Origin of the sequence: Cryobacterium sp. (genome assembly GCF_026786305.1) — a bacterium.
In the GTDB taxonomy this organism is placed as follows: domain Bacteria; phylum Actinomycetota; class Actinomycetes; order Actinomycetales; family Microbacteriaceae; genus Cryobacterium.
The window spans coordinates 1-25,543 of sequence record NZ_JAJAYI010000007.1; the positions used below are offsets into that span (position 1 = coordinate 1).

At 67.0% G+C, this 25,543-nt stretch carries 21 protein-coding genes and 1 tRNA gene; 16 read left to right on the top strand and 6 right to left on the bottom strand.

The genetic code is table 11. The features are described 5' to 3' along the window. The 7 genes from LH475_RS00570 to LH475_RS00600 form a co-directional block, all read left to right on the top strand. On the top strand, window positions 1-488 hold a 488-nt coding region (locus LH475_RS00570; protein ID WP_297412621.1), incomplete at its 5' end, for an ROK family protein. Then, window positions 485-2,029, top strand: coding sequence for a DUF4127 family protein (locus LH475_RS00575; protein ID WP_297412622.1), 1,545 nt, complete (start codon window positions 485-487; stop codon window positions 2,027-2,029). The genes LH475_RS00570 and LH475_RS00575, both read left to right, overlap by 4 nt. 80 nt (window positions 2,030-2,109) lie before the next feature. Further along, window positions 2,110-3,783 (top strand): FAD-dependent oxidoreductase, encoded by a 1,674-nt coding sequence (locus LH475_RS00580; RefSeq protein WP_297412623.1) that lies wholly within the window; start codon window positions 2,110-2,112, stop codon window positions 3,781-3,783. After that, the gene (locus LH475_RS00585) at window positions 3,776-4,516 is read left to right on the top strand and encodes an N-acetylmannosamine-6-phosphate 2-epimerase (protein WP_196842984.1); all 741 of its coding nucleotides are present in this window, start codon (window positions 3,776-3,778) and stop codon (window positions 4,514-4,516) included. The genes LH475_RS00580 and LH475_RS00585 overlap by 8 nt, the downstream gene beginning before the upstream one ends. Continuing rightward, window positions 4,509-7,223, top strand: coding sequence for a glycoside hydrolase family 38 C-terminal domain-containing protein (locus tag LH475_RS00590; RefSeq protein WP_297412624.1), 2,715 nt, complete (start codon window positions 4,509-4,511; stop codon window positions 7,221-7,223). Before LH475_RS00585 ends, LH475_RS00590 begins: the two co-directional genes overlap by 8 nt. A 116-nt stretch (window positions 7,224-7,339) precedes the next feature. Next, entirely contained in the window at window positions 7,340-9,829 is a 2,490-nt protein-coding gene (locus LH475_RS00595) for a family 10 glycosylhydrolase (protein WP_297412625.1), read from the top strand. After that, on the top strand, window positions 9,829-10,788 hold the full coding sequence (locus LH475_RS00600) for an ROK family protein (RefSeq protein ID WP_297412626.1): 960 nt from the start codon (window positions 9,829-9,831) through the stop codon (window positions 10,786-10,788). The genes LH475_RS00595 and LH475_RS00600 overlap by 1 nt, the downstream gene beginning before the upstream one ends. Window positions 10,789-10,940: 152 nt before the next feature. Here LH475_RS00600 and nagA read toward each other — a convergent pair whose 3' ends face one another. From nagA to LH475_RS00615, 3 genes are all read right to left on the bottom strand, one after another. Next, window positions 10,941-12,191 carry an N-acetylglucosamine-6-phosphate deacetylase gene (gene nagA, locus LH475_RS00605; protein WP_297412627.1) on the bottom strand — a complete coding sequence of 417 codons (1,251 nt, stop codon included), beginning with the start codon at window positions 12,189-12,191 and terminating at the stop codon, window positions 10,941-10,943. Window positions 12,192-12,263: 72 nt separating this feature from the next. Then, window positions 12,264-13,046 carry a glucosamine-6-phosphate deaminase gene (locus LH475_RS00610; RefSeq protein WP_196842988.1) on the bottom strand — a complete coding sequence of 261 codons (783 nt, stop codon included), beginning with the start codon at window positions 13,044-13,046 and terminating at the stop codon, window positions 12,264-12,266. Window positions 13,047-13,180: 134 nt separating this feature from the next. After that, window positions 13,181-13,978 (bottom strand): GntR family transcriptional regulator, encoded by a 798-nt coding sequence (locus LH475_RS00615; protein ID WP_196842989.1) that lies wholly within the window; start codon window positions 13,976-13,978, stop codon window positions 13,181-13,183. A 1,507-nt stretch (window positions 13,979-15,485) separates the two neighbouring features. Here LH475_RS00615 and LH475_RS00620 point away from each other — a divergent pair. After that, the gene (locus LH475_RS00620; protein ID WP_297412628.1) at window positions 15,486-15,629 is read left to right on the top strand and encodes a hypothetical protein; all 144 of its coding nucleotides are present in this window, start codon (window positions 15,486-15,488) and stop codon (window positions 15,627-15,629) included. Between the two features lie 1,226 nt (window positions 15,630-16,855). Here the strand turns inward: LH475_RS00620 and LH475_RS00625 are convergent. Beyond that, complete coding sequence (locus tag LH475_RS00625; RefSeq protein WP_297412629.1) at window positions 16,856-17,320, bottom strand: phosphoribosyltransferase family protein; 465 nt, start codon at window positions 17,318-17,320, stop codon at window positions 16,856-16,858. 430 nt (window positions 17,321-17,750) lie between these two features. Between LH475_RS00625 and LH475_RS00630 the strand changes: the two genes are divergently transcribed. Then, entirely contained in the window at window positions 17,751-18,281 is a 531-nt protein-coding gene (locus LH475_RS00630) for a hypothetical protein (protein WP_196842994.1), read from the top strand. A 383-nt stretch (window positions 18,282-18,664) separates the two neighbouring features. Here the strand turns inward: LH475_RS00630 and LH475_RS00635 are convergent. Further along, window positions 18,665-18,735 (bottom strand) — tRNA-Gly (locus LH475_RS00635). 70 nt (window positions 18,736-18,805) lie between these two features. Between LH475_RS00635 and dcd the strand changes: the two genes are divergently transcribed. Together dcd and LH475_RS00645 are read left to right on the top strand one after the other, a co-directional pair. Continuing rightward, complete coding sequence (dcd, locus tag LH475_RS00640; RefSeq protein ID WP_196842995.1) at window positions 18,806-19,387, top strand: dCTP deaminase; 582 nt, start codon at window positions 18,806-18,808, stop codon at window positions 19,385-19,387. 71 nt (window positions 19,388-19,458) lie between these two features. Then, window positions 19,459-19,980 carry a hypothetical protein gene (locus LH475_RS00645; RefSeq protein WP_297412630.1) on the top strand — a complete coding sequence of 174 codons (522 nt, stop codon included), beginning with the start codon at window positions 19,459-19,461 and terminating at the stop codon, window positions 19,978-19,980. Window positions 19,981-20,015: 35 nt separating this feature from the next. Here the strand turns inward: LH475_RS00645 and LH475_RS00650 are convergent, their stop codons facing one another. Next, window positions 20,016-20,816, bottom strand: a complete 801-nt coding sequence (locus tag LH475_RS00650) for an isocitrate lyase/phosphoenolpyruvate mutase family protein (RefSeq protein WP_297412631.1) — start codon at window positions 20,814-20,816, stop codon at window positions 20,016-20,018. Window positions 20,817-20,955: 139 nt separating this feature from the next. Here LH475_RS00650 and LH475_RS00655 point away from each other — a divergent pair, with 139 nt between their 5' ends. The 5 genes from LH475_RS00655 (at window position 20,956) to LH475_RS00675 (ending at window position 25,487) form a co-directional block, all read left to right on the top strand. Continuing rightward, window positions 20,956-21,486 (top strand): hypothetical protein, encoded by a 531-nt coding sequence (locus tag LH475_RS00655; protein WP_196842998.1) that lies wholly within the window; start codon window positions 20,956-20,958, stop codon window positions 21,484-21,486. 134 nt (window positions 21,487-21,620) lie between these two features. Next, on the top strand, window positions 21,621-23,495 hold the full coding sequence (gene dnaK / locus LH475_RS00660) for a molecular chaperone DnaK (RefSeq protein WP_297412632.1): 1,875 nt from the start codon (window positions 21,621-21,623) through the stop codon (window positions 23,493-23,495). 9 nt (window positions 23,496-23,504) lie between these two features. Beyond that, a complete protein-coding gene (locus tag LH475_RS00665; protein ID WP_196843000.1) occupies window positions 23,505-24,137 on the top strand; it encodes a nucleotide exchange factor GrpE in 633 nt (210 codons plus the stop codon). Then, entirely contained in the window at window positions 24,130-25,131 is a 1,002-nt protein-coding gene (locus LH475_RS00670) for a DnaJ C-terminal domain-containing protein (RefSeq protein ID WP_196843001.1), read from the top strand. Before LH475_RS00665 ends, LH475_RS00670 begins: the two co-directional genes overlap by 8 nt. 2 nt (window positions 25,132-25,133) lie before the next feature. Further along, the gene (locus LH475_RS00675) at window positions 25,134-25,487 is read left to right on the top strand and encodes a MerR family transcriptional regulator (RefSeq protein WP_297412633.1); all 354 of its coding nucleotides are present in this window, start codon (window positions 25,134-25,136) and stop codon (window positions 25,485-25,487) included. Window positions 25,488-25,543: the final 56 nt, after the last annotated feature.

A 25,543-nucleotide genomic window follows, 5' to 3' on the forward strand; every position in this document is an offset into this window, starting at 1 on the left:
ACGTCATCGTCGCCGGTGCCGCAGGCCTGCCCTGTCCCTGCGGGCGTGACGGTCACCTCGAGTCGATCGCGTCCGGTCCAGCCATGACCCGTGCTTACCGCCTCGCCGGTGGCTCGGCCGACGACCTCCGCGCGGTCGCCGCGGCCGCGACGGGCGGTGACGGTGCGGCCCGCGGCATCCTCGAGGCAGGGGCGGACGCCATCGGCTCCGCACTCGGCTCCGTAGCTAACCTGCTCGACCCCGAGCTGATCGTGATCGGCGGAGGCGTGACCGGCCTGGGCGCCGATTGGCTGGACCGCGTGCGCAGTGCGGCCGCCCGCACGACCATCCCCTTGATCGGCGCGCTCCGGATTGAAACCGGCCTGCTCGGTAGAGCCGCGGTCGCGATCGGGGCCGCGCGGCTCGCTCGGCCCATTCCCGGGCGGCTGGATTCCACTGCACTCTTCCCCGCACACGCCGGGCCCTCCAACGGAAGCGACACCCCATGAGCGGGATCGTACTCGTGCCGCTGGACGAGCGTCCGGTCTGTACCAGCCTGCCCGCAGGAATCGCCCGGATCGCCGGACTCGACTGCGCATTGCCGCCGTCCGGGCTGCTGCCGCGCATCCGCCGGCCCGGTGACACGGCCGGTCTCACGGACTGGCTCAGTGCCGCCCGGCAGACTGCCTCGTTCGCGATCGTCTCACTCGAAGGCCTCGGTTTCGGTGGGCTGATCCCGTCACGGATCGGACATGAGTCCCAGGCGGAGGTCGCCGTGCGCTGGAGCGTGTTGAGGCAAACCGGTTGTCCGGTCTTCGCGTCGACGCTGGTGCCGCGCACCCCTGATTCCTCGGACCCCATGGAGGAGCCGGATTACTGGGATCCGCACGGCCCGGCGCTGCACAGCCTGTCGGCGGCGCGCGCCAAGCGCGCCGGGGTGGCCCAGGCTCAGGCCGCGGTGCCCAGAGAAGTCAGGCTCGACTGGATCGGCCGGCGGCTGCGCCAGCACGCTCTCGCCCTTCAGGCTGTCGAACTCGCAGCCGATAACACCGTCGGGCGGCTGGTCATCGGGATCGACGACGCCGCGGAGGAATCCCTCTCGGCGGCAGATCAGCGTGCCCTCGGCGACTGGGTCGACCGGTGCGAACTCGGCGACCGCGTCTTCGTTCAACCCGGCGCGGATGAGATCGGCGCTGTGCTCGTGGCCCGGGCCTGCCTCGCGGTGCGCGGGGTGCGCGCGCCGATCATCGGCATCATGTGCTCCGACCCGGAGGCCTTGAACCGGGTCGCTCCCTACGAATCGTCGCGGGTGCGGGAGACGATCCGCCGACAGATCGAGGCGGCGGGCGCCCATGCGGTGTTCCTCGGCTCCGGAATCGGCGACAGCAGCAGTGGCTCCGTCTCAGGGATTGATTCGCGGGCAGCGGGATGCGACGTCATCCTGGTCGTGCACCCGCCGGAGGAGCCTCGCGTCCCTGCCGCCGACTGGGCCGTCGCTCCCGACCATCACCTCGACCCACACCAGGCCGCTTTGACTGCCGACCTCGTCACCCGCGCCCTCACCACCACCACACTCGTCGGCCTCGCCGACGTGGCCCGGCCCAACGGAGCAGACCCGGCCCTCGTCGCCGCGCTCGACGCGGCCGACGTCTGGCGGGCGCTCGGCGGTTTTGCGGCCTGGAACACGGCCGGCAACACCGTGGGAACGGTGGCGGCCCAGCTTGTGGCCGGGTGGGCGGCCCGCGAGTCCGGCACCCTCGACGCTGGTGCCGTGCGGCTCTCCGTTGCCCGCCGAGTCGTCGAGGACTACGGCTGGATGTCACTCGAGCGAGAACGCGTGCGCACCATTCTCGGGTCGCCCCGCACCAGGCACGACAACATCGCCGAGCCGGACACCGGAAACCCCGTTCTGCGGGACGCCGAGACCCGTCTTTCCGCCGTTCTCGCCGCCCGACCTGGCCTCGAGCGGGTGCGGATCGAACCAGGCAGCCTCACTCTGCCCTGGCAGCGCACTTTCGAGATCGACCTGAACCTCATCGAGGCAGGCTGATGTCGAGCGGCGAGAAGTGCGTGCGACCCGATTCCGAGGCCGACCTTTCGACCGAACGCGAGCAGGCTACTGAGTGCGCGATGGAGCTTACGGGTGACGTCGCGGTGATCGGTGGGGGGCTCGGCGGCATCGCCGCGGCCCTCTCCGCGGCCGACGCCGGGGCATCCGTGATCCTGACTGTGGCCGAGCCGATGATCGGCGGCCAAGTCACTGCCCAGCTGACTTCCCCGCTTGACGAACATCCGCTGGTCGAGTCGGCCGGGGTGACGGCGCGCTACCGTCAGTTCCGCGAATTGGTGCGAACCGCGAGCGGCGGGGCCCGAAACCCGGGAGACGGCTGGGTCAGCCGACTCTGCTTTGAACCGCTGGTCGGCCTCCGTGTGCTGGAGGGGATGCTTTGCACGCACATCGACGCCGGCCGCATCCGCGTCCTTCGGAACGCCTGGCCTGTCGCCGCCACCGACGTAGCCGGCCGCGCCGCACATTCCGGAGCCTCGATCGACGCGGTGCGCCTTCGGTATCCGACCGGCACGGACGCTCTCGTTCGCGCCCGTGTCTTCGTCGACGCGACCGAGCTCGGCGACCTGCTGCCACTCACCGGCACCCGGTGGGTGATCGGTTCGGAGGGCAGCGACGCCTTCGGCGAAACGGATGCCGTGCCCGGCGCGGCAGATCTTTTTGCGGAACAGTCCTGCACCTGGGCCGCGCTGCTCGTGCGGGAGGCAGAACCACAACCTGTCGGCGAAGCCCCGCCCGGTTACGCCGCCCTGCGAGACGCGCAACCTTTTTCGCTCAACCTGGCCAGCCCCCAAAGTGAGATCGAGACCGGCACCGGCGCCTTCGCTTGCTATCGCTTCTTCACCACCGGCCCGACCGGACTGCCTCCTTTCTGGGCCTACCGGCGCATCCGTACTGCCAAATCGGGAGCGACCGAGGCCGCCGTCATCAACTGGGCCGGTAACGACTACCGAAGCTCCGGTCTCGTTGGCGACCCGGCCAAGGCCGGCCCTGCGGCCCGTGCCCTCACGCTTGCCTTCGTGCACTGGCTCCGCACCGAGGCCCCCCGCGACCCCGGCGACGGCCCCGGACCGTTCGGCACCGGCCAGGGCTACCCCGAGCTCAGGCTCGCCCCCGAACTCAGCGGAACGGCCGACGGGCTCGCGGCGTCACCCTACGTGCGGGAGTCCCGGCGTCTGGGTAACCCTCGGCCGATCACCGCCGCAGACCTCCTGCCGGCGACGTTCTGCACTCCCATCGGAAACCCATCGGCCGATCCAGTGAGCGGTTCTGTTGCCGGAACGGATGACGGCACGGCGGTCCACCCGGCCCCCGAGATTGCCGACTCGGTGGGCATCGCCTGGTATCACGCCGATCTGCATCCGCGAGTGGGGCATCCGAGAAGCGTTTACCGCAGCGCGGCGCCGTTCCAGCTCCCGGCCGGTGCCCTCGTACCCGCCCCGGGCATTGGCCCGGAGAACCTCGTGATGGGCGCCAAGAATCTGGCCGCAACCCAGGTGGCAGCAGCCGCCTGGCGGGTTCACCCGGCGGAGTGGGCGATCGGCGAGGCCGCCGGGGCGCTGGCCGCCGCGAGCGTCCGGCTGTCCACGAGCCCGCGCCGCATCGTCCACGACCCGGCATTGCTCGCGGGCGTTCAGGGTGACCTCCTCGCCGCTGGCGCGCCGCTCAGCTGGCGCAGCACCGAAACTTTACCTTCCGAACCAGCCCCAACCCAGACGGAGATCCAGCATGTCTGAACACCCCCCCGACCCCGCCCCTGCCACCACGACGGAGTTGATCGATCGCCTGCGTGGACAGCTCATCGTCTCCTGCCAGGCCAAGCCGGGCGAGGCGCTCTATGGCCCGGACCACATGGTGGCGATGGCGTTGAGCGCGATCGCAGGCGGAGCCCGCGGCCTCCGGATCGAGGGGCCAGATGACATCCGTGCCGTGCGTGCGGCCACGACCCTACCCATCATCGGGCTGTGGAAGATCGGCGAGACGGACGTCTACATCACCCCTACCCTCGCCGCCGCCCAGGAAATACTCGAGTGCGGCGCCGACATCGTGGCGCTCGATGGCACGGACAGGCTCCGGCCGGACGGCCTGAGCCTGGCCGAGACCATCCGGCGGTTGAAGGCCGACGGGCCGGTGATCGTGCTGGCCGATGTGTCCACGGTTGACGAGGGCCGGTCCGCAGCGGCAGCCGGAGCGGACCTGGTCTCGACCACACTCTCCGGCTACACCGCGTACAGCCGTCAGGGGCCCGCACCGGACCTTGAGCTCGTGGCCGAGCTGACGGCCGTGCTCAGCATCCCGGTGCTGGCGGAGGGGCGCATCTCCACCCCCACTGAGGCGCGCGCCGCGTTCGAGCGTGGCGCCTCAGCCGTGGTGATCGGCTCGGCGATCACCCGCCCGCAGGTGATCACGGCGAGCTTCGTGCGCCAGACCGCAGACGTGCGTACGAAGCAGGGCCACCGCCTTGACTGAGGCACTGGACCGCTGTCACGTCATCTCCCACGTGCACTGGGACCGCGAATGGTATCGCGGCTTCGACGGCTACCGCGGCCGCCTGGTCGAGCTGGTCGAACGTGTCTGCGACTCGCTCGACGATGACACCTATGCGTCTTTTCACCTCGACGGCCAAACCGTCGTGCTGGCCGATGTGCTCGAAATCCGGCCTGACCTCGAGCCGCGCCTGTCGGCCCTAATCGGGGCCGGCCGGCTCACCGTGGGCCCGTGGCATGTGCTCGCTGACAATCAGCTGGTCTCGGCCGAGAACCTCGTGCGCAACCTGTTCCGCGCCCGCCGCTGGGGCAACCGGATCGGCTGTCTCTCCACCGTGGGCTACTCGCCCGACGCGTTCGGGCACCCCGCCGACCTGCCCCGGCTGCTGTCCGGGTTCGGTATGGACACCGCTCTGGTCTGGCGAGGCGCCCCGCCGGAGCTCGGCCGCTTCCTCTGGCGTTCCCTCGACGGCAGTGAGGTGTTCACGGTCAACCAGTCCTACCACCAGACCGAGGTGCTCTGGGACGCCGACACCAGCGGCAGCAGGCTCCGCGCCTACGTCGACGCCGAACGGGCGCGCCTGCCGCTAGGCCCGTGTCTGCTGCTGAACGGCGGCGACCACCTGGTGCCACAACCGCCATCCACCCGCACGAAGCACACCGCGGGTTCCGAGGTGACCCTGGTCGAGACGACTCTGGAGGCCTTCTTTGACCTAGCCAAGGGCGCCGCGCTCGATCGGGAGGCCGCTCCGCTACCCATCGTCGACGGCGAACTTCGCACCCTCGGAAACCGCCTCACTTTTCTCCTGCCGGGAACACTGTCGGCCCGCACCTACGTGAAGCTGGCCAACGAGCGGGCGCAGACCCTGCTCGAACGCTTCGCCGAGCCACAGCTCGCCCGATTCCAGCACGCCGCCGTGTCGGGCTCGGAGGATGCGGCCGGGGCGAATCCGCGCTCCTTGGCCGGTCTGCTCGACCACGCCTGGGATCTCGTGATCAAGAACGCGCCGCACGACTCCATCTGCGGCTGCAGCATCGACGAGGTGCACCGCGCCACCACGGTACGTGCCGAACAGGCCCAGGAAACCGGTGAGTTGCTCGTGCGTCGGCTGCTCCTCGCCGACGGGCTCGACACCCGTCGCTACGGTACGCCGCCGGTTGACCGGGTCGACCTCGTCGTGGTGTCCGGGCAGGGCGACGACACCAGCGGCGCCGTGGTGGTCGAGGTGGCCACGGATGTCGGCCGCGGCATCACGGACCTTCGCAGCATCGACGGCACACCGATGTCGTTTGAGGTCGAATCCACCCGGATCGAAACGGTCTTCGAGGCCGACCTCGACCTGATGCCAGACTCCCAGGAGTGCGCCATCCACAAGGTGGCGTTTAGGGCCGTCGACGTGCCTGCCTTCGGCTGGCACGCTTACACGGCCGAACTCGGCGACGCGGCGGCCGTGCCTCAGCCCGAAACTACCGGATACACGACGTCTCACCCCGAAGGGACCGAGCCTGAAACGATTGACACCGGCCGATTCCGACTATCGGTCAACGCCGACGCATCACTGCGCGTCGAGGACCGGGAAACCGGTGTGCGGCGAGACCAGGTCGGCTTGCTGGTGTCTGTCGGCGACCGGGGCGACAGCTACAACTACGACCCCCCGGCAGTCGACCTGGCCGTGCACCCGACCGTCTCGGCGGTGCACGTCACCCAGACGGACGTGCGCACCCGCATCCTGATCGACGCGTCGATGCTCCTGCCGACGGCCCTAACCGACGACCGGGAGTCTCGGCGCACTGACTGCGTTCCGGTGCCACTCAGGGTCGAAATCGAGCACTGGGCCGCGAGCGACCGGCTCGACTGGACCGTGACGGTCGACAACAGGGCCGACGACCACCGGCTCAGGTTCGAGGTTCCGCTTGACCCATCAGCCACCGAATGGACGGCCGACCAGCACTGGTGCGCGATCACCCGGCCGATCGGGCCGGCGCTCGGGAAACTGCCCACCGAGCGCGGACTTGAGGCCGAACAGGGTGTCGCGCCCGTGCACTCCTGGGCCAGCGTCGGCACCGGAGCCGGTGCGGTGGCTGTGCTCACACGCGGCCTGCCGGAGCTGCAGGCCAGCGATGCCGACGGTTCGAACGTGCTCGCCGTCACGCTGCTGCGCGCCGTGGGCTGGATGTCCCGGTTCGATCTTCGCACGCGAACCACCGGCGCCGGCCCGATGCTTGCGGTGCCGGAGGCTCAGTGCCAGGGCCTCCTCACCGCCCACCTTGCTGTCATTTTCGGACTCGGGGCCGAGGCCGGATCGCTCGACCTCTCCCTGGCCGCCGCCCGGCACCGGGTGCCGCTGGTGGCCTACGCCCTGCGGCCGGGCGCCACGTCGCCCGCAGCCAGGTCGACCACCGGTCGTGCTCCCCGAGTGGCGGGCGCCCTGGTCTCGGCGTGGAAGCCCGTCGACGAAACCACGGCCGGACAGGGAAGCGTGCTGCGGATCGGCAACCCGACGCCGCTGACCCGCACGGCAACCGTCACCCTTCCGACCGGGGTGCTCACCGTCGACCGCGCGCGAATCGACGAGACAGTTCTCGGGGATTTACCGGTCGCGGCCGACGGAACGCTCACGGTCGAACTCGGCCCGTTCGCCGTCGAGACGTTGATCCTTCGGTCCAGCGATGAGAGGCCCCGGCCGTGACCCGTGCACAGATCTGGGCACTGACCCCGAGCTAACCCCGGGCTGCCCGTCCTCCACCCAAGCCAGACACAATTCGCCAACACAAAACCCGTTACTGCACGATATTGGAGTCCAGAATGCGCATACGGTCAGCCCACATCACCGAGCAATCGATCGGCGGCCCTCGATCCGCCCGGCACGGCGCAGGTACCGGAGCCCGAGCCGCAGCCCTGGCCATGGCCCTGGCCGCGGCGCTGCTGGTGCCGTTGGTCACTGCGCAGATGGGCGCATCCGCTGCCCCGGCTGCTCCGCCCGCCGGGCCCCGGGTGACCGCCGCCGACGGCAGTGTGCAATCGATCGATGCCATTGACCCATCGAGCCGCACCACCGGCCTGTTCGCGCTCTACACGCCGGGCTTCGGCGCCCAGACCAAGACCAATTCCTTCGGTGGGGAGGCGGTGCTCCAGAAGACGGAGACCGCAGGCTCCTATCGGGTCCTGGACGTCTGCACGGCGTTCACGCCCTGCCCGAACCCGGGGAACAACCCGATCCCGGCAGACGGTGTGGTGCTGTCAGCCTCCCCAGGCGGAACCCCGGATGTGCGGCTGTTCCTGCGCGACCACGTACGCGTCGGCGAACTCGTCACGATCGCAGATCTGACGCTGCGCACGGTCACGAGCCCCATCGACGCGACCGATCCCACCGCGGCGACGAACCCGGCGGCCGTTGACCCCGGCACGGGGAAGTGTTTCCCCGGTTGCCGAGGCGCCGAGCAGCTGATCGTCTACACCCCGGCCTTCGGCCTGGCCACGACCGGCACCAATGACTTCGGTTTCGAGGTGACGGTCTCAGGTGACCGCGTCGTCGCCAGGGGCGGCGGCAACCGGGCGATCCCGGCCGACGGAATCGTGCTCTCCGGGCATGGCGGCCGGGGGGCATGGCTCTCCAGCAACGCAGTTCTCGGCGCCCGCGTGGACACCGCCGGCGGAACCGTCACCGTCACCGTCGACGCCGACACCTACCTCTACGGCGCGGAGCAGGCGCTGACCGAGGCCCGGCACGCGGTCACCGGCGCCAATGAAAGCTGTCTCCCCGCCGATCTACCCGGCGCAGACACCGCGGTCACCGAAGCCGAAGCCCTGCTCGCCAAGGCCTCCGCCGCCATCGCCGCCGGAGATCAGGACGGCGCGGTAGCCTGGGCCGTCGCGGCGAAGGAGAGCGCAAGCCTCGCGCTCTACCGCACGGCCGAGTCCTTGCCGGTGGAAGGTCGCGGCCTGTGGGTGCGGCCCACCGAGACCACCCCCGAACAGATCAGGGCCAGCCTGGACGCCATCGCCGCTTCCGGCTTCAACATGGTCTTCCTTGAAACCGTTTGGCAGGGCTACACGATCTACCCGAGTGCCGTCGCCGCCGAATACGGTATTGCGACGCAGCGACCGGAAATGGTGGGCTTCGACCCGCTCAGCGTCTGGGTGGAGGAAGCGCACAATCGCGGGATCGAGCTGCACCCCTGGGTGCACACGTTCTTCGTCGGCGTCGACTCGGCGAGCGACGGCCCCGGCCCGGTGCTGACCGCCCACCCGGAATGGGCCGCGGTGGAGCGCGAGGACGTGGGCAAAGCAGGCCCGCAGCCGTCATCCCAAGAGGTCGGCTACTACTTCATCGATCCGTCAATGCCGGAACCGCGCCAGTACGTGAAGAGTCTGTTCGAGGAAATCCTCACCGACTACGACGTCGACGGCCTGCATCTGGACTACATTCGCTACCCCGTCTCCGAACCGTGGGAAACGGCATCCTTCTCCTACAGCGATCATGCCAGGACGGCATTCGCGGCCAGCCACGGCGTCGACCCCTTCTCCCTGACCCCGGCCGACGCCCTGTGGAAGACCTGGGGCGACTGGCGAGAGGCCCAGGTGACCTCATTCGTGTCCGAGGTGCGCGACCTGCAGGTGCGCGTGGCGCCGGAGGCGGAGATCTCTGCGGCCGTGTTCCCCAATCCGGCCGACGGCCTGGCGAAGAAGTTCCAAAACTGGGCTGACTGGGTGCAGAAGGGCTACGTCGACGTGCTGACCGGGATGTCGTTCGGAACCACCGCGGATTCGGTGGCCCAGGAAACAGCGTTGATGCGAGGCATCGTCGGCACCGACAACTTGCTCTACACCGCCACCTACGGCCCGTTCCGCGGCTCAACCCCCGATGTGCTGCTGGCCCAGGTGCAGGCCGTGCGTGACGCCGGCAGTGACGGGGCCGCACTGTTCGCCTACAACCAGATGTCTGCGCCCCAGGCCAGGGCACTGCAAGAAGGCGTCTTCCGAACGGATGCCCGAACCCCCCACAGCGACCTCGTCGCCGCGGCCCGGGACGCCGGCGACTGGACCGGTCGCACCATCGCCGCGGCAACCGGGGACTGCGTGCCGCAGAAGGTAGCCAAAGACCTGGGCAAGAGGCTGGGTGCTGCCGATCGCTGGCTACGCACGGGAAAACCGGAGCGGGCAGTGACCGAATACGCGAACGCTGCCGAACTTGTGCGGGCCACCCCTGAGCTGCAGTCCGCCTTCGCCGGACGTCTGCTGCGCGACCTCGCCACCTACAGCCGCTGGAGCGAGCAGATCGTGAAGCGCGGCTGATGTCCGATCCCGCCACGGTGGTGTCGGCCTCCCCCCTGGGAGCCGGCGCCGCAGTGTTGGCCTTCGACGTCGGAGGAACCGACATGAAGTCGGCCCTGTTCGACACCACCGGCGCCATGATCGGCCTCGACCGCACGGCCACCCCGGTTTCCGGCGCGGGCACGGCGGATGTCGTGCTCGCCCACGTGGAGGACGTCGCCGCACGGTTCCGGCACGACTTCCCCGACGTGCATCCGGCCGCGGTCGCATTGATCGCGCCGGGCATCGTGGACGACGAGCGCGGTATCGCCGTGCGCGCAGCCAACCTCGCCTGGGATCGGGTGCCATTCAGAGATCTCCTCACCGAGCGGCTCGGTCTCCCGGCCTCCTTTTCACACGATGTGCGCGCAGCCGGCGACGCGGAGTTCCGGCTCGGCGCAGCCCGCCCCTATCGTGACGTGGTTGTGCTCGTTATCGGAACAGGGGTCGCGGCGGCCCTCTTCGTGAACGGCCGCGCCCACTCCGGCTCCGGCTACGCGGGTGAGATCGGTCACTCAGTGATCGACCCACGGGGCGAGCTCTGCGCTTGCGGCGCCCGCGGCTGCCTGGAAACGGTGGCGTCTGCGGGTGCCATTGCCCGCCGCTACCGGGCCGAAACGAGCACCCACATGCCAGGTGCCAAAGAAGTCCTCCAGCGCGTGAGGCAGGGAGACCCCGTGGCGTCGCGGATCTGGGACGCGGCCCTCGATGCACTCGCCCTGTCGATCAGCCAGCTCGCAGCCGTGCTCGCCCCTGACGCGGTCGTGATCGGCGGGGGTCTCGCCCAGGCCGGCGACGCCCTCTTCTTGCCGCTGCAGGAACGAGTCGACGGCCTGCTTAGCTTTCACCGCCGACCGGTGCTCCTGCCCGCTTTGCTCGGTGAGAATGCCGGGCTGCTCGGTGCCGCACTGCGGGCGAGGGGCGCCGCCGACCTACAGTAATCATCCGTGCCACGAGTGCCAACCGGTCCGGCCTCAACAATGTCATTCTGGAAATCCATCGGCAGCCCCGGTGATCGCCGCGGTGGTGGAGCTTCTTGCGACCCGCCGAACGTGATCTCGACGAGCTCCATCACGAGACTTGAATACCGGCCTCAATCACTCGCGCACGGCACCCAGAGACCGGCCTGCAGGGTCGCGGTGACCTGGAGCCCTGCGCCCAGCACGATCAGGTCGGCGCGGTTGCCTGCCGCGAGGCGGCCCCGATCCGGGAGACCGATCATGTCGGCCGGGTTCTGGGTGGCGGCGCGCACCGCGATCTCCACGGGCACGCCGGCGGTGTGCACGGCGTAGCGCACGGCCGCGCTCAAGGTGAGCACACTGCCGGCGATGGTGCCGTCGGCCAAGCGCGCCTGGCCGTCGGAGACGCTCACGTCGAGGGCGCCGAGCTGGTAGTCGCCCTCGTCCGCGCCGGCGGCGGCCATGGCATCCGTCACGAAGACGGGCCGCGAGGGGCTCTCGATGATGAAACGCACTATGGCCGGGTGCAGGTGCACCCCGTCTGCGATGAGCTCGGCGAATACCGTGGGGTCCTCGAGCAGGGCGAGCGCCGGGCCGGGCTCGCGGTGGTGGATCTGCCGCATCGCGTTGAACACGTGGGTGCCGGCCGTGGCCCCCGCGGCGATCGCCTGCCGGGTCAGGTCGTAGGTCGCGTCGGTGTGCCCGATCGCGGCCACGGCCCCGAAGCCCACGATCTGGCGGACGGCGGCGAGTCCACCCTCCAGCTCGGGCGCAATGGTGACCATTCGCACGGTGCCGCGGCCGGCCCGCATGATCCGGTCGATGCTCTCGGCGTCCGGCGTGCGCAGCAGGGCCTCGTCGTGGGCGCCGCGCTGGGCCGGACTCAGCCAGGGACCCTCCAGGTGGATGCCGGCCAGCAGTCCCTGCTCGACCAGCCCGGCCAAGGCCGCCACGGTGCGCTCGAACTCGTCCAGCGGGGCCGTGACAAGACTGGCCATCAGGGTCGTGGTGCCGTGGGCGCGGTGGGTCTCGGCGATCTGCGCGGCGGCGACGGCGGAGCCCTGGTCGTTGAAGCTGCTGCCACCCCCGCCGTGGGTGTGGACGTCGACGTAACCGGCGGCCAGGGTGCTCTCCGGGAAGCTGAAGTCCGGATCCCGGGGTGGCTTCCCCGCGCCGCAGCCGACGATCCGGCCGGCCCGGATGTCCACCCAGCCCGGAGAGTGCACGGCGTCCGGCGCGATCACGGTTCCGCCGGAGATGAGCATCGGCGCCGCCAGCAACGGGGCTGCGGGCGACGACACGGCCGAGCCCCGGTCATCCGCGACCGGTGCGTCGGAACGCTCGACAGGGACCAATCCGGCCGGACGGGAGGTGAGCGGGGTCATGATGATTGCTCCAAGGGTTCAGACGCGGGATTCAGACTAAAGGGTGCGGGGGTGAGTGTGCAGCGGCGCGGCCTAAATGCCCGGCCACGGCTTGTGGGCCCAGGCGTACCGGTAGTAGTCGAGGTTCTCAAGCTTCGAGGCGGCGGCCTCGTCCACGATTACGGTCACGTGCGGGTGCAGCTGGATCACGGAACCTGGCTTACTCGAGCTGACCGGTCCCTCCACGGCGGCGGCGATGGCATCCGCCTTCTCGGACCCGAAGGCCAACAGGATGAGGTGCCGCGCTCGGAGAATGGTACCCAGGCCCTGCGTCATGCAGTGGATCGGCACGTCGTCGATCGACGGAAAGAAGCGGGCGTTGTCGATGCGGGTCTTCTCGGTCAGGGTCTTGATGCGCGTCACCGAGGCGAACGACGAACCGGGTTCGTTGAAGCCGACGTGCCCGGTGCGGCCGATGCCGAGGATCTGCACGTCGACGCCGCCGGCGGCAAGGATGGCGGCCTCGTAGTCAGGGCCCGCCGTGCGGATGGTGGCCGGGTCGCCGCTCGGCACCTGGATGTTCGCGGGGTTGAGCCCGAGCGGCACGACGGCGTCGCGGGTGATGACCGAGCGGTAGCTTTCGGGGTGGCCCGCGGGCAGGCCCACGTACTCGTCGAGGGCGAAGCCGCGCACCCGGGACACGTCAATCGGGTCGGCAGTGAAAGTCGCGGCCAGGGCCGCGTAGACCGAGAGCGGCGTCGAGCCGGTCGCGAGGCCGAGCACGGCATCCGGCTTCCGCAGGATCAGCGAACGAATGGATGCCGCCGTGAGCGTCCCCGCCGCGGCTTCACTGTCAACAAAAACAACTTCGGCCATGGTGTACTCCAAATTCGAATTGCATGGTGCTTCGGGTCGTGCCGGCGGCACGGGGCGATCGGGCTAGACGGTCGTTCCCGCGGAGTCCGCCGCTGCCGGGTCCTGGATCTCGTCGTCGCCACGGCCTGGGGTCTTCAGGTTCCACTGACGGATGACGAAGCGGAAGAGGAAGTAGCAGATCGCGCAGTAGCGTGTTGCAGATTCAGGGTCATGTGTACCTGGTAGCGGTCGCCGCGGTACGACGAGGTGACGTACTCAACGGATACCGAGGCCGCCGCCGAGGTGCGGCGGAACACGATCAGGGGTGCGCCCTCGGTGACGCCGAGGACCTTGGCGGCACCCGCGTCCGCGGTCTCGGCCCAGACGGTCTGTTCCGCTCTGTCGATCCGCAGCCCGTATTCGGTCGCGAAAATCGTGTAGAGCGAACGGGTCAAGTCCTTACTCTCGAGGTCTGGAAGCAGCTCGGCCTTGTAGTAACCGCGTTCAATCGCCATCGGGATGCCGCCGGCGAGCCGGATACGGTCGATCTCGTAGACCCTGGCATTTGCGCCGAGGCCGAGTGCTGCCCGCACCTCGAGCGGCGCATCGACCAGGGTGAGAGAGTTCACGATCGTCGCTGGGATGAGTCCGCGCCGGCGCATGTCCTCCGTGAAAGAGGCCAGGTGCAGGTCGCTCTGCACGCGTTCGCCGGCCACGAAGGTGCCCTTGCCCTGCACGCCGTAGAGGCGGCCCTCTTCGACGAGCTGGCGGATCGCCTCACGCACCGTGGACCGGCTGACGCCGTACTGGGTCATTAGCTTTCGTTCGGCGGGGATCGCCGCGTGCGGAGCCAGCGCATGCTCGATGAGCTCCAGCAGGATCGCCCGCAGCTGTGCATGCTTGGGCACCGGGCCGGCGTCGAGTGACGGGTGCCCATTCAGGAATTTCGTCATCGTGTCCCCTTTGTTCGTCGGTCGCTCTCCAGCATAGGACCACTTTCGGCTATTGGTCCGTACTGGTACGATCCAATTAGTCCTGCTCCGGTTTATTGGGACGAACGGCAAGGAAGGTTTGAGCAAACTGCGGAGAACGCCATCCAGCGAGTCTTTTTCGCCTATGAATTCAAAAAATTCACGCACCCACACGGGCGAGGGACTCGACGACTCCGGTTACGCGCTCGATTCCCGTCACTGGGGTGGTTCGGCGCGTCGTGGCGAGCACACCTGGGACCGCAAGGTCGATCAGCAAGTGCATTGGCCGGCCGACCGTGCACTCGAGAACGTCCAAAAGGGTGACAGTGGAACCATCGCGCCGCAGACCGTGCACTCGCGCGGGATCATCCGGCGTGGACATGCGGCACAGCTCTTGTCGGTCGAGATCAATCGAGTACGTCGAGCCGGACTCGGTATGGACCAGGTACAGCCCCGAGACCTCATCCATCAGAGTACTCATCGATGGCACAAGTACACCTGCCCTCCTCGGCGCTCGTTCTCCCGGGCGGACGTCCTCACAGCAATATGGTCCGGTAGCGTTGTCGGGTCAGGCGAAACGGCTACATCGGTCACATCCTTGGCCCTTGCCGCTTCATCGAGCTCTGCGGACACGACCACACGGGCCCGTCTCTGGAGATCGGGGTTCTGACGGTTATCTTCTTGATCGGGCAATTGCAACCCTCCGACTTCCGTCGGCTGTCGGGCGAGCAGCCGATGCGGGGAGGTCAGCCGGGATTGCCGGAATGGCGAGTCCGTGCGGGAATACATCTGAGGGAACGTCGTGCCACCTGTTCCGCGCACGGATCATCAGCGGACGCTATTGCAAGCACTCGCGAAAACGTGATCAGGCCCAGATCTCGAGCACAACGGGGCGTTGCAACGACCGATTGAGCCCGCCGATTCCTTAGTGGGCAGTCGAAGTATGGTGCGCGGATTCGCGGCCGAGCTTGGAACCTCAAGTCGTTGTGCGAACTTCATGCTTTGAATACTGACGTTCGCGACGGCCATGGAGTCCTTGGTCGCAGGCCTGACGGTTCGCAGGCGACGTTCGTAGCGTGAAGGACGAGTGTCAGCGCGGGCAGCACGACCGCGCCCCGAGGGAGTTGCTGTCATGATGGTGATTCTGTTCCCGCTCACGGGTGTGCTCGGTCGCCGGGTCAACGAGGACGTCGTAAGGGTGGTGCGTTGTGGTTGACGCTGTACCGGGCTGGTACTCGGCCCGTGTGCCCAAGCCCTCGGGGATGTCGCTGTTCTCTTCCTGGTACCGCCCTCCGTGTCTCGTGAAGGTGCGCGCCACCGACGTGGACGACATGCTCCACCACGCCGGCGGCAAGGGCGGGCCCGGGATTTTTCGCTCATTGGGTTCAAGCAGGACTTTGCCGCGCTCACGTACGGTCAGGGCATTACGCTCTACTCCTTCTCGAAGCAGGGCGCAGAGGCGCTGCAGATTCAGGAGCTACCCGCCGCGGTGGTCCTTCCGGATGAAGCGCAGCTCATCATCCGCGTCTCACGCGACGGCAAACAGGAGGACTGGACGTACCCGGTTCTGAGGCTCAACGTGGCCATTGAGGAGTGGTGGCGGGGGATTGGCTTCTTGAGCCGGAACAAGTAACGAGCGGCGCCCGGACGCCGCCCGTTAAATTGGTGCGAGGTACCGGCAGAGAGGCGGAGGGCTGGGCATGAGCGTCACGGTCTACGTGAGCGAAGCGGCAAGCCGGGATGAGCGCGCTCGAGTACCTACTGCCGGCACACCCCGCCGAGAGCCTGGGCAGCTATGTCCGCGCGAAGCACGACGCCGGGGACTACCGGGTCGGGATACTGCACGTCTCCAGCGTTCCCCTGCAGGAGAAGGCTTTCGGTGAGGGTGGGACCACACCAGCGTTGTCCGCCCGTGGCTGGATGGTCATCGATCGGGGACGGACGTCGACAGCGAAGTTCGTCACGGGGGCTCAGTGTGCCGAGGCAAACGCGGCGCGCAGCATCCTCCTTCGCGGACTTCAGGCGAGAGTCGACGCGCTAACTCTGGATGCTGACTTCGTGGTCGTGCCGTGCGGAGGTTTCGCCCGACGGTTCACTCGGGAGCTTTGTCGACTGCCGGTCGCCGCGCCCTTCGAGGTTCTTCACCCCTCTCGACGTCAGTGGATCAACAACGGGAGCCGTCCGAACCTGCTCGCTCCGCGAGAACTCTTCGCCCGGCACACTGGAGTATGGAGCCGATGATGTCGAAGAGCTGGCGATGATTCTGAACGCTCTTGACATGGCTCAGGCGGACCGCCGGTCTCGATAATCGTCTATCCGGACACCTTCAGCGACACTGACACCGGGAAGTTCGACCGCGCGAGGGGCCTCTTCGTCGCTTACCTGCGGGCCCTCGGTGGCTGGGTCCGCACGTGGCGCTGGCGCTTGAATGGCCTTGTCGCGGCGAAATGGGGTCGGAGCCGATTCCGGAAGCCTCGGGTTGCGGTACTGAGCGCTGAGGTATCCGCCGGGGTCCCGGGCGCCGCCCGAGCTCAGCCGGTCGACGGGGAGGGGCCTTCCATTCTTGTCGTTGACCGGAACGTCGACAAGCACCTGCCGGACTTCAAACTTGCCCTCTTCTTCACCCCTCCAATCGACTCACGCGGAGTACATCGCGTGGCCCGCCAGGGATACTTTAAAATTCGCCGCCAAAACCGAGCGATTGTGGCGTCGTGTGGGTCGCGGCGAGGTGGTCGCGGAACGACGCACGCCCTCTTGCGACGCAAACGTGGGTCATGGGCGAGCGCTCTGGGCGTGCGCCCGCAGAACGGACCCTGACCGTGCGTCGATACGCACGGTTCCTGCCTAAAACGGGGCTTCTCACAGCTCCCGAATATGGACCAGGGAACGCAAGTTGAGCTGCCGTCTGAGTGCAGACTCTTCAAGACCATCGACCACGACGGAGGCACCGATCCACGTTGCGCCACTCATCTCGACCAACCGTTTCGCAGCAGTAGCCTGAGCGCCTGTGGCGATCCAGTCGTCGACGAACAGGACACGATCACCCGACTTCAACAGCGAACGCCGGAGGCCCAGATCGAGGTGGCGGTCGCGGTAGTCGGGCGACGTTGACGTTTCCCACCATGAGTCGCTGTCCGAGCCGCGGGAAGGATTTTTGCGGACTTTTGCAAATTTAACTTTCAGCGCCTTTGCCGTAAGTACTCCTAAGAGGCTGCCGCGCGATTGTGTGCCGATAACAACGCTAGGTGTGCGCGTGCCGTGCAAACCGCCGAGGGCGTCCCCAAGCTCTTCCAGGATTTCGGCGTCACGCCACCATCCGGTCACGTCTGCGCGATAGTCAGGATCGGTTCGGTCACCCACCCAACGAAACGACGAACGTAGACGTTGGCCAAGTTCTATCACAAGCGAATCATTGCACAGTTGATGCCCAGGGCAGGGGCAGGATGACCCGCCCGATACCGGGACCTCTAACGACGCAGATTCGGGTCGGGTCCAAGCCGGCATCCGCTGTCGGGGGCGTGTGTCATGAGGCAACCCTCTGCGACCACGTCGCCCCGACCGGTGCGGCACTCGCTCAAGATCGTGCTGGGAAGACCCTCATCTTCGACAATTCCTACCTTCCTCACCTCAGCGCCCTGGTTACTTTTCCGGTCGCGGTTGCCGGGCTCATCAGCGGTCTGACTCTTGCCCGCCCTCTGCTTCGCGTCGGCGCGGGGCGCCCGCACCTACGGACGAAGCATCAGGGCGAGGAGCGATGACATCTCGCTGGCTTCGCGGCGTCGTGTGGGCCGGAATCCTCGTCGTCTGGGCCGCCCTCATCGCGCTGGCGCTCGCGGTGTTAGGCGCGGGTCTCGACAAGACCTTCTTGTTTGAACCAACCGGGGAAGCCCGTGAGCGCGACCGTGTCGGGAAGCTCCTCATCCTCGCTGGCTCGGCCGCTCTCTTCGCCGCCGCAGTCTGGGCGCGGCGGATGGACACCCCAATCTGGGCATGCATCCTCGTTCTCAGCCCGGTGGTCTTCGTTGGCGGGCTGACCCTTCTATTCGGAAATTCCCTGCGGCCTCACCTCAGCGCTCTGGTCGCATTCCCGGTCGCCCTCGCCGGACTCATCAGCGGTCTGATACTCGCCCGGCCGCTGCTTCGGGTCGGCGCGGCACACCGGAGCCCCGCGACAGAGCGTCAGGAATCGGACGGAAGCGATCCGGCCCGCCGTCGGCGCGTGGCGCGGACTATCCATCCGAACCCGGCAGCATCGATCGCCGCCAAGAGGACGAACCCCAGGTAATACAGAGCCGCAGTGATGGGCAGCGCGCCAATGGCCGTCTCGCCGGGACTGAGCCCCTGGGACGACCCCAACACGCCAACCACGTAATACGCATGTCGAACTCTGTGGCGAAAGTCTGCCGCCGGACAAGTTACCGCACTCGGCGGCTTCTGGATGTTCGAAGTCTGTCGCAGAGTCTTGGGCTTGGCGCGACGAATCCTGAGTTGCGCGACATGTGTCTGACCATGACAAATGGGCGGAGGGACCGACCGGCGCTCACCCGACACCCGAAGCCGACCCGGCGAACCTGAGCCGTGGCTCAGCCCTGATGTCCGAGGCTCATGAGCCGTGCGAGAAGACTCATCATGCTGCCCAAATCACACAAGTACACGCGCACCGTAGAGAGCGGATGACGGGAATCGAACCCGCGCTATCAGCTTGGGAAGCTGAAGTTCTACCATTGAACTACATCCGCGCGACCGCTGTGAGTGAACAACAATCGGAACCGTGCCAGCATATCAAGCCAGCGCCGCTAGGCTGGCATCGTGCTGCTCTCCGATCGCGATATCAAGGCTGAACTCGACTCTGGACGAATCGGTTTGGAGCCGCTCGATGCCGCAATGATTCAGCCATCGAGCATCGATGTGCGCCTCGACCGCCTGTTTCGGCTGTTCGACAACCACAAATACGCCTACATTGATCCGGCCGAAGACCAGCCCGAACTGACCCACCTCATCGAGACCAAGCCCGACGAGCCGTTCATTCTGCACCCGGGCGAGTTCGTACTCGGCGCCACCTACGAGCAGGTCACCCTCCCCGACAACGTGGCCGCACGGCTCGAGGGCAAGAGTTCTCTCGGTCGCCTCGGCTTGCTCACGCACTCCACGGCCGGTTTCATCGACCCCGGCTTCTCGGGCCATGTCACGCTTGAGCTCAGCAACGTCGCGACGCTGCCGATCAAACTGTGGCCCGGAATGAAGATCGGCCAGCTCTGCTTCTTTCAGCTCAGCTCCCCGGCCGAAAAGCCCTACGGCTCGAGCGAATACGGCTCCCGCTACCAGGGCCAGCGCGGCCCGACGGCCTCACGCTCGTTCCAAAACTTTCACCGCACCACCATCGACCGCTGACGCATCCGCTTTGCGCACGTGGATGCCTGCGGGTAATCCGATCGTAACCTCGCGTCGGGTAAAATTTGGATATGACCTCCATGCCCACCCGATTCGACGAAGCGCTCATCGCGCACGGCCCCACTCCGGAATACCCCGGGCGCATGCACCGCTTCGGCCAGATGGTCGGATCCTGGGCCGCCAAGGGCTCTTGCCTCGACGAGACCACGGGCGAATGGATCGAACGCGACTTTATCTGGATGGTCGAATTCATTCTCGATGGCCGGGCCGTGCAAGACGTCGAGGTCGTCGCGAGCACGACGCATCCGTCTGGATTTGAAACCGTCGCCACCACCGTGCGTGTCTACGACCCGCTCGCCGGTGCCTGGCGGGTGAGCTACTTCGCCCCGGCCCAGGGCGAATACTGCCAGCTCGTGGCCACGCCGTATCGCCACGGTGTGCGGCAGGAGGGCACCCGCACCGACGGTCGCCCGATCCGCTGGAACTTCACCGCCATCACCCCCGACAGCTACAACTGGGAGGGCTGGGTCTCCGCCGACGAGGGCGCGACCTGGCAACTCATTGCACACAACGAGGCCACCCGCATCCGTTGACGAGCGGATGCTGATGGCCTCGGTGCGAGTGCTGTTTACAGTGCGAACGTGAAGCCGAGGTCGGCGGGGTACTCACCGAGCGCGGTGAGGTTGGTGGCTGCGGCCTGCAGAGCAGCGAGGGTGAGGCCGAGGGTACCGGGGCCGAAGCTGACCCGGGAGATGCCGAGCGCGGCGAGGCGCGCAAGAGGCACGAGTCCGGGGGCGCCGATTACGGAGATGCGGCCGTTGACCTGCTCGACCGCGCGCGCCACCTTGTCTTCGTCGGTCAAGCCGAGAAAGAAGACGACGTCGGCGCCGGCACTGAGGTAAGCGTTGGCGCGTGCGACGGCTTCGTTCCAGGCGCCCCCACCGGCGAGGGTGTCGACGCGGGCGTTGATCACGAGCGGGATGCCGCTCTGGTCGGCGCCGGCCCGGGCCGCGGCCACACGGGCGGCGGCGGTCTCGATATCGAACTGCGGGGCCTTCGGGGCGCCGACCGAGTCCTCAATATTGATGCCGACGATGCCGGATTCCTCGATGAGGCGACGCACATTGCGGGTCACGCCCACGGCATCCGGTGCGTATCCCTTCTCGAAGTCGGCTGAGACCGGCAGATCGACGGCGCCCGCGATAATCGCGGCAGCACGGATGGCCTCGTCGAGCGAGAGTCCTTCACCGTCTTGCAGGCCGCGCACGTTCGACATGGAGTGGCTCGCGGTAGCGAGGGCTTTGACGCCGGGGGCATCGGCCACGACTTTGGCGGTGATGGCATCCCACACGTTGGTCACGATGAGAGGCTCGCCCGGTACGTGCAGCGAGAGTAGGAGTTCGGCCTTCTGGAGCTGGGTCAGTGTCATGAACTTCAGTCTGACCGGCATCTACCCCCCAAGCGAGGGAATAGCCCCATTTCAGCGGATACTCAGGCAAAGGTGGGCTGGCGCCCAGCCAGCCGCGCGACGGTGTTCTACGCGCCAGCTGCGGGTGGGCGCGCCAGCTATGAATGGCGCGCCGACCGGTACCGGGCGCGCCGACCGCGACGAGACACAGGCCGAGCACGAGGTGGTTCGGCGAAGCCTGCACGAAGAACATCGCGGCCGTGATTGCGACGACCTCGAAGGTATCGACGCCGAGCCGGAACGTGCGGCGGCCCGAGATATCGGAGCATTGCCCAGCGACCGGGGCCAGCGCGGCGATTACCAGCGCGGCGATTACCAGCGCGGCGATTACCAGCGCGGCGATGGGCAGAGCCCAGCCGAGCTGGGCCGAAATGACGTCTTCGTCACCGAAGGAGGAGCCGGTGATGTACGCGGTGATGTACGCGGTGATGTACCCGGTCAAGACGAAGGTCGTGACGACCGCGTCGAACGCAGCCGACCCCTGGTCCCGGAATGCCCAGGCCACCACCCGACCGGGCGCTGGAACGGCTTCCGCGTCTCGGGTGACAGTCTCGGTCGTGTCCACAATCTACTACCCCGGGGTAAACAGCGGTATTCGCCGGCCCGCAGCATCCACTCGAATCAAAGTTGAGTCACTCACACTCAACTTTCAGCTGCAAAAATTGACACTGGTTTGGTCGTTCTGGAATACTTGAGTCATCGAGGCTCAAGTCTTGAAATTACTTTGTCGTTCGTTTCGCACATGATTGAAGGAGAACAACCCACATGGCTCGTGCAGTAGGTATTGACCTCGGAACCACCAACTCTGTGGTGGCCGTGCTCGAAGGTGGAGAACCCACCGTCATCGCCAACGCTGAAGGCTTGCGCACCACCCCCTCGGTGGTTGCGTTCACCAAGGACGGCGAAGTCCTCGTCGGAGAGACAGCCAAGCGCCAGAACGTCACCAATGTTGACCGCACCATTTCCAGCGTCAAGCGCCACATGGGCACCGGCTGGAACGTGGTCATCGACGACAAGAAGTACACCCCGCAGGAGATTTCGGCGCGTATTCTCGCCAAGCTCAAGCGTGACGCCGAGCAGTACCTGGGAGAAAAGGTCACCGACGCCGTCGTGACCGTGCCCGCGTACTTCAACGACGCCGAGCGCCAGGCCACCAAGGAGGCCGGCGAGATCGCGGGACTCAACGTGTTGCGCATCATCAACGAGCCCACCGCTGCCGCGCTGGCCTACGGCCTCGACAAGGGCAAGGAAGACGAGCTCATTCTGGTCTTCGACCTCGGAGGCGGAACCTTCGACGTGTCGCTGCTCGAGGTGGGCAAGGACGACGACTTCTCCACGATCCAGGTGCGCTCGACCGCTGGCGACAACCGCCTCGGCGGCGACGACTGGGATCAGCGCATCGTTGATCACCTGATCAAGCGTTTCAAGGAGACCACCGGCGTCGACGTGTCCAAGGACAAGATCGCCAAGCAGCGCCTCAAGGAAGCCGCCGAGCAGGCCAAGAAGGAACTCTCGTCGAGTATGTCGACGAGCATCCAGCTGCCCTACCTGTCCCTGACCGAAAACGGCCCGGCCAACCTCGACGAGACACTCACCCGCGCCCAGTTCGAGAAGATGACCGAAGACCTGCTCGACCGCACGAAGAAGCCCTTCCAAGACGTCATTCGTGAGGCCGGCGTCAAGGTCGGCGACATCGCCCACGTCGTTCTCGTTGGTGGTTCCACCCGCATGCCCGCCGTCTACGAGCTCGTCAAGAGCGAGACCGGCGGCAAGGACCCGAACAAGGGTGTCAACCCTGACGAGGTCGTCGCCGTCGGCGCCGCGCTCCAGGCCGGTGTGCTGAAGGGCGAGCGCAAAGACGTTCTGCTCATCGACGTCACCCCGTTGAGCCTTGGCATCGAGACCAAGGGCGGCATCATGACCCGCCTGATCGAGCGCAACACGGCCATCCCGACCAAGCGCAGCGAAACCTTCACCACGGCCGATGACAACCAGCCATCCGTTGCGATTCAGGTGTTCCAGGGCGAGCGCGAGTTCACCCGCGACAACAAGAACCTCGGAACCTTCGAGCTCACCGGTATTGCGCCGGCGCCGCGCGGAATTCCGCAGGTCGAGGTCACCTTCGACATCGACGCCAACGGCATCGTGCACGTGTCCGCCAAGGACAAGGGCACCGGAACCGAGCAGTCGATGACCATCACGGGCGGATCCTCGCTCGCGAAGGAAGACATCGAGCGCATGGTGCGCGAGGGTGAAGAGCATGCCGCCGAGGACAAGCGCCTGCGCGAAGTCGCCGAGACCCGCAACACGGCCGAGCAGCTCGCCTACTCGATCGAGAAGCTGATCAAGGACAACGTCGACAAACTGCCCGAAGACGTGAAGAATGAGGTGCAGGCTGACGTCGACGCCCTCAAGTCCGCTCTCGCCGGCGACGACGATGACGCGGTGAAGACCGCGTTCGACAAGCTCAATGACAGCCAGGGCAAGCTCGGCGAAGCCATCTACAAGTCCAGCCAAGCGGATGCTGCGGCCGGGGCTGACGAAGCCGGCGCCGGTGAGGCTCCTGCCGATGAGAACAAGGACGAAGACGTTGTCGACGCCGAGGTTGTCGACGACGACGACGACGACAAGAAGAAGTAGGCCGCAGCTATGGCTGACAAGAAACATCCAGACAACGATGCTTCCGCCGCGGGGGAGCCCGAAGACGGCAGCACCGCGTCGGGTGCGCCCGCGCCTGCAGAATCAGCGCCCGACGCGGTATCCGCTTCTGAAGCCGGAACCGACGATTCGGCGGACGGTATCGAAGAAGACGAACTGACCGTTCAGGACATTCTGGACGCGGCAGAGCGTGAAGTGGCGGAGCCGACGAGCGAACACCTCGCCGACCTCAAGCGCGTGACGGCCGAGTACGCCAACTACCGTCGGCGCACCGAAGCCAACCGTGCCATCGAGAAAGAGCGCGTGACCGGGGATATCGTTAGGGTGCTCATTCCAGTACTCGATGACATCTACCGTGCTGAGAAGCACGGCGACCTCGTGCCCGACTCCGCCTTCGCGACGATCGCGGCCAAGCTGCGCGCAAGCGTTGAGCGCCTCGGCCTGACCTCGTTCGGTACGGTCGGAGACCCCTTCGACCCGACAATGCACGAGGCGATCTTCCAGCAGCCGAGTGCGGCCGTCGACACCGAAACCGTCGGCGACGTCGCGGAGACGGGGTACTACCTCGGCTCCACCCTGCTGCGTGCGGCCAAGGTCGTGGTTCAGGTACCGAGCGATGGCTAGCCAAGACTGGTTCGACAAGGACTTCTACAAGGTTCTCGGGGTGCCGAAAGATGTCACTCCGGCCGAGTTGAAGAAGGCGTACCGCAAGCTCGCTCGCAAATACCACCCGGACTCCAACCCGGGGAACCCCGCCGCAGAGGCGAAGTTCAAGGAACTCAGCGAGGCGCACTCGGTGCTGAACGACGCGGCCCAGCGCAAGGAATATGACGCCGTACGTGCCATGGGCAGCGGGGCGCGGTTCGCCGCGCCCGGCGGCCGGGCCCAGAGCGGTGGATTCGAGGACGCTTTCGGTGGCATGTTCGGCGGCGGAAGCCGTCAGCAAAGCTATACCTTCGAGCAGGGCGGCTTCGACGATATCCTCGGGGGTATGTTCGGCAGAGGTGGCGGTGGCGGTGCCGGCTTCGGCAACCCCACCGGCGGCTACCGCGGGTCGGGCGCGCCCACCCGCGGCCGTGACGTGATCGCGTCCACGACCATCGAATTCATCACGGCCACCCAGGGCGACCAGATCAGTCTGCAGACGCAGGACGGCCGTCCGATCAAGGTGAAGATTCCGGCCGGAGTCGCCGACGGGCAGAAGATTCGTCTGCGCGGTAAGGGACAGCCCAGCCCCGACGGCGGAGAATCCGGCGATATCGTGCTGACGATCACCGTGCGCAAGCACCCGGTGTTTGAACGTGACGGCCTCAACCTTCGCGTGACCGTGCCGGTGACCTTCGTCGAGGCGAGCCTCGGCGCGACGATCGAGGTGCCCACCCTCGGTGGCGCTCCGGTCAAACTGCGAGTAGCCCCCGGCACTCCCGGTGGCCGCGTGCTGCGGGTCAAGGGTCGCGGCGTCACCACGACCAAGGGCACGGGCGACCTGCTCGCGGTCGTGCAGGTCGCGGTGCCCTCGCACCTGTCGAAGGATGCGGAAGAGAAGCTCGCCGCTTTCGCCGAAGCCCTGCCCAAGGAGAACCCGCGCGATGAGCTGATCGCGCGGGCGAAGGGCTAATCATGGACGAGACCACCCGGGTTTTCGTGATTTCCACGGCCGCAGAGCTTGCGGGAATGCACCCGCAAACCCTGCGCCAATACGATCGCCTGGGCCTCGTCAGCCCGGAACGCACCCCCGGCAAGAGCCGCCGTTATTCCATGCTCGACGTGGCAAAGCTCCGTGAGATTGCGGAACTGGGCTCCGAAGGCGTGAGTCTGGAAGGCATTCGTCGTATCCTCGAACTCGAGGATCATGTGCGCGGGCTCGAAAATCGCCTGCGCGAGTTGGAATCAACGCTCGCCGACGAATTACTGAACCGTGCGGGCCCCCGCGGGTTTGGGGCGGGGCCGGCCCGGGCCCGGGGTTTGGAGTAAGGGGGGCCGCGGAGCCCACCCCCCCCCCCAGGCTCTTATTAAAAAAATAAACAGCC

Coding starts and splice junctions, on each gene's coding strand:
- LH475_RS00665 (WP_196843000.1), top strand. CDS start 23,505: ATGGCTGACAAGAAACATCCAGACAACGATGCTTCCGCCGCGGGGGAG.
- LH475_RS00585 (WP_196842984.1), top strand. CDS start 3,776: ATGTCTGAACACCCCCCCGACCCCGCCCCTGCCACCACGACGGAGTTG.
- LH475_RS00595 (WP_297412625.1), top strand. CDS start 7,340: ATGCGCATACGGTCAGCCCACATCACCGAGCAATCGATCGGCGGCCCT.
- LH475_RS00630 (WP_196842994.1), top strand. CDS start 17,751: ATGACATCTCGCTGGCTTCGCGGCGTCGTGTGGGCCGGAATCCTCGTC.
- LH475_RS00580 (WP_297412623.1), top strand. CDS start 2,110: ATGGAGCTTACGGGTGACGTCGCGGTGATCGGTGGGGGGCTCGGCGGC.
- LH475_RS00655 (WP_196842998.1), top strand. CDS start 20,956: ATGAATGGCGCGCCGACCGGTACCGGGCGCGCCGACCGCGACGAGACA.
- LH475_RS00675 (WP_297412633.1), top strand. CDS start 25,134: ATGGACGAGACCACCCGGGTTTTCGTGATTTCCACGGCCGCAGAGCTT.
- LH475_RS00600 (WP_297412626.1), top strand. CDS start 9,829: ATGTCCGATCCCGCCACGGTGGTGTCGGCCTCCCCCCTGGGAGCCGGC.
- LH475_RS00645 (WP_297412630.1), top strand. CDS start 19,459: ATGACCTCCATGCCCACCCGATTCGACGAAGCGCTCATCGCGCACGGC.
- LH475_RS00615 (WP_196842989.1), bottom strand. CDS start 13,978: ATGACGAAATTCCTGAATGGGCACCCGTCACTCGACGCCGGCCCGGTG.
- LH475_RS00575 (WP_297412622.1), top strand. CDS start 485: ATGAGCGGGATCGTACTCGTGCCGCTGGACGAGCGTCCGGTCTGTACC.
- nagA (WP_297412627.1), bottom strand. CDS start 12,191: ATGACCCCGCTCACCTCCCGTCCGGCCGGATTGGTCCCTGTCGAGCGT.
- LH475_RS00610 (WP_196842988.1), bottom strand. CDS start 13,046: ATGGCCGAAGTTGTTTTTGTTGACAGTGAAGCCGCGGCGGGGACGCTC.
- LH475_RS00650 (WP_297412631.1), bottom strand. CDS start 20,816: ATGACACTGACCCAGCTCCAGAAGGCCGAACTCCTACTCTCGCTGCAC.
- dnaK (WP_297412632.1), top strand. CDS start 21,621: ATGGCTCGTGCAGTAGGTATTGACCTCGGAACCACCAACTCTGTGGTG.
- LH475_RS00670 (WP_196843001.1), top strand. CDS start 24,130: ATGGCTAGCCAAGACTGGTTCGACAAGGACTTCTACAAGGTTCTCGGG.